The 9673-nt window shown below is 75.1% G+C and carries 12 protein-coding genes and 3 pseudogenes; 7 read left to right on the forward strand and 8 right to left on the reverse strand.

What is annotated here, in order from left to right; translation table 11 throughout:
- The 3 genes and pseudogenes from BJF79_RS55720 to BJF79_RS22950 form a co-directional block, all read right to left on the reverse strand.
- Positions 1-270 (reverse strand): annotated as a pseudogene (locus BJF79_RS55720) (hypothetical protein); the annotation flags it as partial.
- Positions 271-638: 368 nt separating this feature from the next.
- Entirely contained in the window at positions 639-1091 is a 453-nt protein-coding gene (locus tag BJF79_RS22940; RefSeq protein ID WP_075900340.1) for a DoxX family membrane protein, read from the reverse strand.
- A gap of 420 nt (positions 1092-1511) precedes the next feature.
- Positions 1512-2762, reverse strand: coding sequence for a LysR family transcriptional regulator (locus tag BJF79_RS22950; RefSeq protein WP_083733702.1), 1251 nt, complete (start codon positions 2760-2762; stop codon positions 1512-1514).
- A gap of 80 nt (positions 2763-2842) precedes the next feature.
- Here BJF79_RS22950 and BJF79_RS61210 point away from each other — a divergent pair, with 80 nt between their 5' ends.
- The 4 genes and pseudogenes from BJF79_RS61210 to BJF79_RS61225 all read left to right on the forward strand — a co-directional run bounded on the left by BJF79_RS61210 (position 2843) and on the right by BJF79_RS61225 (position 4692).
- On the forward strand, positions 2843-3340 hold the full coding sequence (locus BJF79_RS61210; RefSeq protein WP_262402439.1) for an EamA family transporter: 498 nt from the start codon (positions 2843-2845) through the stop codon (positions 3338-3340).
- Positions 3341-3544: 204 nt separating this feature from the next.
- Entirely contained in the window at positions 3545-3769 is a 225-nt protein-coding gene (locus tag BJF79_RS61215; protein WP_410050123.1) for an EamA family transporter, read from the forward strand.
- A gap of 9 nt (positions 3770-3778) precedes the next feature.
- Positions 3779-4057, forward strand: a pseudogene (locus tag BJF79_RS61220) (phosphotransferase); the annotation flags it as partial.
- A gap of 2 nt (positions 4058-4059) precedes the next feature.
- Complete coding sequence (locus BJF79_RS61225; RefSeq protein ID WP_075900346.1) at positions 4060-4692, forward strand: phosphotransferase; 633 nt, start codon at positions 4060-4062, stop codon at positions 4690-4692.
- Between the two features lie 28 nt (positions 4693-4720).
- On the opposite strand, the gene BJF79_RS22970 is transcribed toward BJF79_RS61225, so the two are convergent.
- A complete protein-coding gene (locus tag BJF79_RS22970; protein WP_262402441.1) occupies positions 4721-5710 on the reverse strand; it encodes a sensor histidine kinase in 990 nt (329 codons plus the stop codon).
- A gap of 267 nt (positions 5711-5977) precedes the next feature.
- Between BJF79_RS22970 and BJF79_RS61230 the strand changes: the two genes are divergently transcribed.
- Entirely contained in the window at positions 5978-6304 is a 327-nt protein-coding gene (locus BJF79_RS61230) for a hypothetical protein (RefSeq protein ID WP_262402442.1), read from the forward strand.
- Here the strand turns inward: BJF79_RS61230 and BJF79_RS22975 are convergent.
- The 4 genes from BJF79_RS22975 to BJF79_RS22990 all read right to left on the reverse strand — a co-directional run bounded on the left by BJF79_RS22975 (position 6270) and on the right by BJF79_RS22990 (position 8829).
- Positions 6270-7007: a YbdK family carboxylate-amine ligase gene (locus BJF79_RS22975; RefSeq protein ID WP_262402443.1), complete on the reverse strand. Its 738-nt coding sequence runs from the start codon at positions 7005-7007 to the stop codon at positions 6270-6272. The genes BJF79_RS61230 and BJF79_RS22975 overlap by 35 nt on opposite strands.
- Positions 7008-7129: 122 nt before the next feature.
- Positions 7130-7312 (reverse strand): hypothetical protein, encoded by a 183-nt coding sequence (locus BJF79_RS22980; protein WP_075900348.1) that lies wholly within the window; start codon positions 7310-7312, stop codon positions 7130-7132.
- A gap of 15 nt (positions 7313-7327) precedes the next feature.
- Positions 7328-7537, reverse strand: a complete 210-nt coding sequence (locus BJF79_RS22985) for an HGxxPAAW family protein (RefSeq protein WP_075900350.1) — start codon at positions 7535-7537, stop codon at positions 7328-7330.
- Positions 7538-7650: 113 nt separating this feature from the next.
- On the reverse strand, positions 7651-8829 hold the full coding sequence (locus BJF79_RS22990; RefSeq protein WP_075900352.1) for an acyl-CoA dehydrogenase family protein: 1179 nt from the start codon (positions 8827-8829) through the stop codon (positions 7651-7653).
- 134 nt (positions 8830-8963) lie between these two features.
- On the opposite strand from BJF79_RS22990, the gene BJF79_RS22995 reads away from it, so the two are divergent.
- Together BJF79_RS22995 and BJF79_RS61235 are read left to right on the forward strand one after the other, a co-directional pair.
- Entirely contained in the window at positions 8964-9473 is a 510-nt protein-coding gene (locus tag BJF79_RS22995) for a methylmalonyl-CoA mutase family protein (protein ID WP_262402444.1), read from the forward strand.
- A pseudogene (locus BJF79_RS61235) lies at positions 9470-9673 on the forward strand (methylmalonyl-CoA mutase); the annotation flags it as partial. The gene BJF79_RS22995 and the pseudogene BJF79_RS61235, both read left to right, overlap by 4 nt.

A 9673-nucleotide genomic window follows, 5' to 3' on the forward strand; every position in this document is an offset into this window, starting at 1 on the left:
CCGCGCCGCCGCGGCCGCGCCCGGCAGCACGGCCAGGAGCCGGCGGCGAGGGTCGCGGTCGGCGGCGTAGTTGTCCTTGCCGCCGCGAAGGCGGTCCTGGACGCCGTGCGAGGCCCGGCCGGCGCAGGTCGGGCGCCGGATCCGGCGCGCGTTCGGGCGGGGTTCCCCACGCCGTCCGCCGCGGCGGCCGTGGCCGCGCGTGCCGGTCGGCGCCCGTTCGTCCGCGGGCCCCGGGCCGGGCGCCCTTCCGCTCGTGGCCGTCCCTGGCATCACCTGTCGCCTTCCTCTGGGGAGCAAGTGCGGTGGCTGCCATCGACGGTAGAGGGCGGGGACGGATCGCGCGGGGCGCGGCGGCCGGTCCGACCGGAAAAGCGGAAGGAGCGTGACCGCATCGGGCCACGCGCGTTTCGCCGCCTGAGCGGCCGTGTCACCGGCGCGCGTGCGCAGCCCCAGGAAGCACGGGGGTGGACGGCCCTGGGTGCAGGGGCGTCTCGGTGCGGTACACCTCGAAGGGCTGGCCGCTTCCGGTCATGACAGCGAGTTGACCGGAGGTGCGGCCTCTTGTCTGGATCCGCCGTCGTCCGCCCCGGCCGTATGGCGCATCTCGCCATACATCCTGTGCGGTAGCGCCCGGTGCGTCAGCGGCGGCGGCGGTGGTGGCGGCACTTCTCGTTGGTCCGGCTCAGCTCCTCCAGGACGAGCGTGGCCCCGATCCCGACCAGCCATGTGTCCTTGACGAGCGGGGTGCCCTCCTGGGTGGGGCGGATGCTTCCCTTCTCGCGCATCCCGGGGAGCCGCAGGTACAGGCCCGTCAGCGCGCCCGCGAACCCGGTGAGTCCGGCGCCCGCGAGCACGGTGGGGACGAACGGTGCCATCAGCGCGCTGCCGAGCGCGACCTCCGCCGTCCCGAGCGTCCGGGTGAACTTCTGCGGGTCCTGCGACTCCAGGAAGGGGTACGCCGTCTTCGCCGTTCCGTGGATGTAGTCGGCCGTCCCCTGGTCGCCCTTCAGCTTCGAGAGCCCCGAGTTCACGATGAACGCGCCCACGATCAGGCGGACGGGCATCTGGTGCGCGCGAGCAAGAAAACGCATCGTTCCCCACAAGGGTCGGGTGAGTCCGGGCGCTGGCTTCATTCCCGTCAGGACCGGATCACACCTCGGGCCGCGGTCAATTCTCGGCATCCGCTACCGCACGGGGCGCAGGTCGGCGGCGGCGGTCTGCTCCCCGTGGCCGACCGCCGAAGCCTCCGCGCACCGGACGACGACGGCCGTGCCCGCCGCGCACGATCGCAGGGTCGTTCGAGAAGTGAGGAGTCGCGAAATGCCGGTTCAGGAAGCCGCCCCGATGACGAAGCCCGCGAGACGGGCGTGGCGCCCCGCTCCGCGCGTCCGCAAGACGCTGGTCCTGGTGCACGTCGTCGCGTCCGTGGCGTTGGTCGGCTCCGTGTGGGGCCTGGTCCTGCTCAACCTCACCGCGACGCTGACCGGTGATGACGCGCTCGTCGAACCCGCCTACCGGCTGATGAGCGTGCTGGCGTTCGGCGGCGGGATCCCGCTGAGCTTCATCGCGCTGGCCAGCGGCATCGTGCTCGGGCTGGGCAGCAAGTGGGGGGTGCTGCGGCACTGGTGGGTGTTCGCGAAGCTGCTGCTGCTGATCACCACGATCGTGTTCGGCGCGCTGCTGGGGCAGCCCGAGGCCATGGCGGAGGCGGCGGCCGACGGCGCCCTCCCGTCCGCCGCGCGCAGATGGCGGGAGGTCGCGGTGGTCGCCGCCCAGCTCGCCATGCTGCTGACCGCCACCGGGCTGTCGATCTTCAAGCCGCGCGGCCGGGTGGCCCGGCCGCGCCGCTCCTGACCCGGGCTCAGTCGCGGACGGCCCGTCCGCGACGCCCGCAGCGCCTCGACGCACGCCCGCACCGCGGGCGGGTCGGCGTCCGTCCGCCACGCCACGTGCATCCGCTGCCGGACGACCGGGCGGGTGGCGAGCACGCGCACCCCGGCCGGGACGGGGTCGCGGCCGAGCCGGGGGATCAGCGCGGCCGCCAGGCCGGCCGCGACGAACGCGAGCTGGGTGGGGTAGTCGGCGATGTTGCAGGCGATGACGGGGTCCGCGCCGTGTTCGCGCAGGGTCCGCACGAGCTGGCGCTCGCAGGTGCCGCCCGCCGTCCAGGCCGCCCAGCGCATGCCGTCCAGTTCCGCCAGGTCGACCGACCGCCGCCGCGCCAGCGGATGCCCGGCCGGCAGCGCCAGGTCGACGACGTCGGACGACAGCGGCAGGTGCGACACCGCGGCGGGGATCGGGGTCGGCGCCGTGTCCCAGCTCTCCACGATCGCGACGTCGAGGTCGCGGCGCACCAGGGCGGAGAGGATCTCGTGCGCCTCGCCCTGCCGCAGGGTGGGGGAGAGGCCGGGGAAGCGTTCCCGCAGGGCGGTGAGCGCGGGCGGCAGGACGGAGCGCGCCGCGGTCACGACCGAGCCCAGCCGGACGGGGCCGACCGCGTCCTCGCGCAGCCCGTCCAGATCCGCTTGGGCGGCCGACAGAAGCGCGAGCATCCGCGCGGCGTGCCCGGCGAGGACGTGCCCGGCGCGGGTCAGCCGGACGCCGCGGCCCTGCGGCTCCAGCAGCCGGTGCCCGGTCTCCTTCTCCAGCTTGCCGAGCTGCTGCGACACCCCCGACGGCGTCACGTGCAACGCCTCGGCGGCCGCCGCGACCGTCCCGTGCACGGACAGGGCGTGCAGGGCGCGAAGCCGCTCCATGTTCATCGTCACCGTAGTGATCCTACCGATTTACGCTTAGAAATCATTGCTTGTGCTAATGAATGCCGTCCGGCAGCGTGGAGCGCGTGCGAAAGATCGACCCGCGTCTGCTCGCGATCGCCGGTGCCGCGTTCATCTCCGTCTCCGCGATCCTGTTCCGCCTCTCCGGCGTCTCCTCCGGGACCGGCGCGTTCTTCCGCTGCGCGCTGGCGATGCCCGTGCTGCTCGCACTGGCCCTCCGGGAGCGGCGCCGCCGCGGCCGGGCCGCGGGCGGCGGCCTCGACGTCCTCGCCGGGGTGCTGCTCGGCGTCGATCTGGTGCTGTGGGGCGCGTCGATCGGCCTCGTCGGCGCCGGTATCGCGACCGTCCTGGTCAACGTGCAGGTCGTCGTGGTGCCGCTGCTGGCGGCGGCGGTGTTCCGCGAGCGCCCGTCGCGGACGTCGCGGCGGCCTCCGGTCCGATGCTCGCGGGCGTGGCGCTCGCGGGCGGTCTCGCCGACCACGGGCCGGAGGCCGCCGACCCGGTGCGCGGCGCGGTGTTCGGCGTCGGCGCCGGGATCGCCTACGGGGGATACCTGTTCCTGACCCGCGTGGGCGGGCGCGAACGGCGGCATCCGGTCCGGCAGGTGCTGCTGGCGACGGCCGGCGCGGGCGCGGCGTCGGTCGTGGTCGGCGTCCCGTGGCACGGCGTCGACCTCACGCCCGGCTGGGCCGCGTTCGGCTGGCTGGCGGCGCTGGCGCTGACCGGCCAGGTCTGCGGCTGGCTGCTGATCGGCGCGGCCTCCGCGGCTGCGCGCCGAGGTCGGCGGGGCGCTGCTGCTCCTCCAGCCGGTGCTCGCCGTGCTGCTCGGCGCGGCCGTCCTCGGCGAACGGCCCGCGTTCTCCCAGCTCGCCGGGTGCGTCCTCGTCGTCGGCGCCGTCTGGCTCACCGGGCGCCGCGACGCCCCGCCGCGGGACGTGCCGGAGACCGCGACCGGCGCGGAACCGGAGGCCGCCGCGTCGCCCGGGCGCTAACGTCGGCTCATGGAGTGGGCGGCGGAGCACGAGATCACGGCGGACGCGGCGGCGGAGCTGGTGGGGGAGCGGTTCCCGGAACTGCGCGGCGCGCCGGTCGAGCCGCTGGCCACCGGCTGGGACAACACGGTGTTCCGGGTCGGCGGCGAATGGGCGTTCCGGTTCCCCCGGCGCAAGATCGCCCTGCCGGGGGTCGAACGAGAGATCGCGACGCTCGCCGCGCTGGCCCCGCACCTGCCGCTGCCGATCCCGGTGCCGCGCTACGTGGGCGAGCCCGGCGGCGGGTTCCCGTGGCCGTTCTGGGGCGCGCGGCTGCTCCCGGGGCGGGAGCTCGCCGAGGTCCGGCCGCCCGGACGGGCGCCGGCGCGGCGATCGCGGCCGCCGTCGGGGGGTTCCTGCGCGCCCTGCACGACCCCGCGCTCGTCCGGGACGCGGGCGCCGCGCTGCCCGTGGATCCGATCCGGCGGGGCGATCCCGCCTACCGTGCCCCGAAGGCCGCCGAGCGCCTCGACCGGCTCGCCGAACGCGGCCTGTGGGAGCCGGACCCGGACGTCCGCGGCTTCCTCGCCGCCGCGGCCGGCGCCTCCCCGCCCGCCGGTGACCCGGTGATCGTGCACGGTGACCTGCACGCCCGGCACGTCCTGCTCGGGCCGGACGACGAGGCCGCGGGAGTGATCGACTGGGGCGACGTCTGCCTGGCCGACCCGTCCGTCGACCTTTCCCTGGCGTACGCGGCGTTCGCGGGCGACGACCGTGCCGCGTTCCTGGACGCCTACGGCCCCGTGCCGCCGGACCGGGAACGGGCGGCGCGGGTGCTGGCGCTGTTCATCGCGGCGACGCTGGCCGAGTACGCCGCGACCGACGGGCTGCGGGCGCTGTCCGCGGAATCGCTCGCCGGGATCGGGCGGGTGCTCGCCCCCTGAGCCGGGACCCCCGCCGTCAGGCGCGCGGTCAGGCGCGCATGTAGACGCGGATCGCCGTGCCCTCGGGGCCGGTGTGCATCCGCACGAGGTCGGCGAGGTGGTTCACCAGCAGGATCCCGCGGCCGCCGTGCGGGCTCATCGCCACCGGGAGCCGCCCGGCCAGCGGATCGGTGATCGTCCCGGCGTCGCGCACCTCGCAGACGACCCGGCCGTCCTCGGCCCAGATCCGCGCAGTGCCCGCCCCGCCGCCGTGCAGGCAGGAGTTCGCGGCCAGCTCGTTGACGGCCAGTTCCATGTCGCCCGCCGCGTCGGGGCCGAGGCCGAGCCGGGCGGCCCACGCCCACGCGAACTCCCGGACGCGCGGCAGCGCGGCGAGATCGAAGTCGATCCGGTACGACTCCGCGGGCTGCGGCATCGGCCGGTTGTAGTCGTCGACGATGCGGTCCGGGGCGTAGTCGCCGCTCTCGCGCTCGCCACCCGCGTCGATCAGGACCGGGTGGGTGACGCGGGCGTCGGCGAGCGCGCGCTCGTCCAGCCCGGCCGTGTCGTACGGGCACAGGATCGACGCGCCGCGGCCCGCGAACGCCAGGTTGATCAGCGCCTCGTGCTGCACGCAGGCCGGGTACTCGGTCGCCGACCGTCCCGGCCAGATCGGCTCGCCGATGATCCGGACCCGTCCGGACGGGTGCCGGTCGGCGAAGTCGCGCAGCACGCCGGGGATGATGCGGCCCGGGTTGCGGCCCGCCTCGGTCATGTCCAGCCAGGTGACCGTCGCCGCCTCGACGTCCAGCGCGTCCCGCAGCAGGGCCAGCCGCGCGGCGGGCACCGCCACGGCGACGGGCTCGCCCGCCGCGACGCCCTCCCGGACGAACGGGACGGTCCCCGCGAGGTATTCGCCGTCGCCCTCGTAGAACAGGGCGGGATGGACGAACCCGCCGTGCGGCCGTCCGGTACCCGCTCGCGCGGCGCCCGTGCGCGCGACGTCCGCGTCGGCCCAGGTCATGCGTTCGGGGTTCATCGTGTCACCGCCCCGTCCGGTGCCCCTTTCTCCTGCATCCGCCCGAGGGTACGCGTGCCCGGGCCGTGGTGCGGTGTGTCCCCCGTCGATGCTGTGCCCCCAGAATACGTGAACGTCCTTCACCTATCGATTACCCGGCGGCTACGTGCGAAAACGGGTCGTAATGCATCATTTTCGCTACGTTGCCGACCGGATCGGTGGTGCGGGGACCGCCGGTTCCGGCAGTAGCGCGGCGTCCACGACGTCGGTGAGCCGATCGCGCCTGCGGTGCGCGGCGCGCTGCCGCTCGGCGCCCGTCCCGCCCGCCAGCAGCCGCCGGATCCCGCGGGAGACGCTCCCCGCGTCGCCGCTGTCGCGCAGCGCCGGCCGGGCGCGGGCGAGCAGCTCGGCGGCCAGGTCGGCGACGCGGCCGGACGCCCGGTTCGCACGTCCACGCCCGGCCCGCCCGTCCCGTGCCGCGCGGCCAGCCAGTACGCGGCGCGCAGCATCTCCTGCGGCGGATCGGCCGCGGGCTCGTCGGCGTCCACCGAGGCGGCGGCGACCTCCACCAGCGCCCGGATCAGCCCGGCGAGGGCGCCGCGTCCGCGGCGGTGAGCGCCACGTCGGCGACCCGCACCTCCACGGTCGGCAGCCGCGCCGACGGCCGGACGTCCCAGAAGATCGTCCCCGTGTCCATGAGGGCGCCGCACTCCAGCAGCGCCGCGACGATCTCCTCGTAGTGGGACAGCGACGCGAAGTACGGCGGGGGACCGGCCACCGGCCAGCGCGCCCACGCCAGCACCCGCCAGCAGGCGTGCCCGGTGTCGCGGCCCGCCCAGAACGGCGAGTTGGCCGCCAGCGCCAGCAGCGTCGGCAGCCACGGGCGCAGATGGTTGCCGACGAGCACCGCGCGCTCCCGGTCGGGCATCTCCACGTGCACATGGCACGAGCAGATGCTCTGCTCGTCGTCCAGCCCGCGGTAGGTCGCCACGCTCGCGGCGTAGCGGGAGCCCTCGCTGATCGGCGCGGGGACGAGGTCGCCGAGCACCGGCGTGCCGGTCGCGGCGAGCCGCAGCCCCTCGGCCGCGGCGGCGTCCGCCATCGCCGCGCGCATCGACCGGATCTGCTCTTCGAGCTTCACGAGGTCGTCGCAGGGCGGGGTCTTGGCCTCGGCGAGGAACCCGACCAGCTCGGTGGACACCCGCTCGCCCAGCGTCGCGGCGGCGCGCCGCACCACGTCGGCGGCGCGGGGAACGACCTCCCGCGAACCGGGATCGACGACGAAGTACTCTTCCTCGATTCCGAAACGCGGCGCCATCCCACCACCTCGGCTCCCGCGCGCCGCAGGCGGCCTGTCACCTCACAGGCGTGTCACCGCGACCGCACATCACTTCGACCGTACGTGACAGAACCGGGGTTGGCACGCGCCTTTTCGGCGTGTCAGGGACCCGCGTCGACCCACAGCACCGCGAGGGCCGCCAGATGGGTGATCACCACGATCGCCAGGCTGACGATGAACAGCATCTTCGCCGGGCCGTGCGGAAAGTACTTGCCCTGCTTCAACGGCCCGAGTTCGCGCTGGCGGGCGGCGATCCGCTCCTCCAGCGGCGGGCGGCCGAACATCGCGCGCCCCGTCCGCTACGCGCGGGGGTCGTCGACGACGACGTCGCTCATGATGTCGACGGCGAGGGCGGCCACTCCGCCGAGGGCGATCACCGCGGCGCCGACGCCGAAGACCACCCAGCTCGGCCCCATGACGAGTCCCGCGCCGCCGATGGCGAATCCGATGAAGATGATGGTGACGGCGACCCAGGACTTCGGGCGCCCGGCGTGGCTGCCGCTCGACATGCGCGTTGTCTTCCCTCTAGCAGGTTCCGGTGGGGATTCGATCTACGGGCCGAACTCTAGCAACGCCCGCCCGCGCGGGCGGTTCCGGGGTGCCCGCAGCGATCCCGCGCGGCTCACACGAAGGCGCCGTGGCCGGTCGCCGCGCGGCCGACGATCAGCGTGTTGATCTCCCGGGTGCCCTCGTAGGAGTACAGCGCCTCGGCGTCGGCGACGAACCGTCCGATGTCGTAGTCCAGCACGATGCCGTTGCCCGCCATCAGCTCGCGCGCCCAGCCGACCGCCTCCCGCATCCGGGTGGTGCAGTACGCCTTGGCGAGCGCCGAATGCTCGTCCCGGTACATGCCCGCGTCCTGCAGCTGCGCGAGCCGCGCCACCATGCCGAGCGACGCCGTGGCGTTGCCCAGCATCTTCACCAGCAGGTCCTGGACGAGCTGGAATTCGGCGATCACCCGCCCGAACTGCTCCCGCTCGACCGCGTAGCGGCGGGCGATCTCGTACGCGGCGAGCATCACCCCGACGGCCTGCCACGCGACTCCGCTGCGCGTCCGGCGCAGCACGGCGGCGGTGTCGCGGAACGTCCGGGCCTCGGCGAGCCGGTCCGCCTCGGGGACGCGGCAGTTCTCGAGCACGATGTCGGCGTTCTGCACCGTCCGCAGGGCGATCTTGTTCTCGATGCGGGTGGCGGTGAACCCCGGCGTGTCCTTGCCCACCACGAACCCCTTGACCTGCCCGTCGTCCTCGTCGCGCGCCCACACGACGGTCAGGTCCGCGAACGTGGCGTTGCCGATCCAGCGCTTCGCGCCGTTCAGCACCCAGTGGTCCCCGTCCCGCCGCGCCGTCGTGCGCAGGCCCAGCGCGACGTCGGACCCGCCCTCCGGCTCGGTCAGCGCGAACGCCCCGATCTGCTCCATCCGTCCCATCGCGGGCAGCCACCGCTCGCGCTGCTCCGCCGACCCGCACCGGCCGATGCTGCCCATCGCCAGCCCCGAGTGGACGCCGAAGAACGTGGCCATGGACGGGTCGACGCGGGCCATGTCCATCGCCAGGAACCCGGTGAGCATGCTGCTCGGACGCTCGCCCGGGCACTCCTCGTAGGGCAGACCCGCCACGCCCAGCTCGGCGTAGCCCGGGATCAGGTCGAACGGGAACTCCGCGCGCGACCAGCAGTCGTTCGCGATCGGCGCGACCCGCTCCGCCAGGAAGGCGCGCACCCGCCCGACGATCTCCTGCTCGCGCTCGTCGAGCAGATCCTGCATGTGATAGAGGTCACCGGGAAGCGAATCCAAGGTCATGTGGGGCTGCCTTCCCGGTGGCCGGGCCCCTAATCGGCCCCCGATCCGGGCCGCGCACGGGCCCGCCGCCGTCCTCCCGGCCAGCGGGACCCCGCCCGCGAACACCCGGTATGCGCTCGCTTACCATCCTGGGCATGACGGTGCCGCCTGAAGAACTCGAACTGGCAGCCGCCTTCCCCCCGGCCGAGCGGGACCGGTGGCGGGAGATGGTGAAGGGGGCGCTGCGCAAGTCCGGCGGCGCGGCGACCGACGACACTCCCCTCGCGGAGATCGAGGGTCTGCTGACCCGCGAGTCGTACGACGGCGTGCCGATCGGCGCCCTGTACGCCGCCGAGGACGCCCCGGCGGGACGGCCGGGGCTCGCCCCGTACGTCCGCGAGGTGCGCCCCGACGGCGAGGGCCTCGCCGGCTGGGACGTCCGGCAGCGGCACGAGCACCCCGACCCGGCCGCCGCCCGGGAGGCGATCCTCGCCGACCTGGAGAACGGCGCCACCTCGATCTGGCTGCGGCTCGGCGAGGCCGGGCCCGCCCGTCGCCGCGCTGCCGGACGCGCTGCGCGGTCGTCCTGCTCGGCCTCGCCGCCGTCGACCTGGACGCGGGCGAGCACGCCGAGGAGGCCGCGGCGGCGTTCCTCGCGCTGGTGACCGAACGCGGCGACGCCGACGCCCGCGCCGGGAACCTCGGCCTCGACCCGCTCGGCGCGCGGGCCCGCACCGGCACGGACCGTCCGCTCGACGCGCGCCGCCGCGCTCGCCGTCCGCTGCGCCCGCGAGTTCCCGCGCTGCGCGCGATCGTCGCCGACGGCTCCCCCTACCACGACGCGGGCGGCTCGGACGCCGAGGAG

The sequence above is a fragment of the Actinomadura sp. CNU-125 genome (assembly GCF_001942465.1).
GTDB lineage: Bacteria > Actinomycetota > Actinomycetes > Streptosporangiales > Streptosporangiaceae > Spirillospora.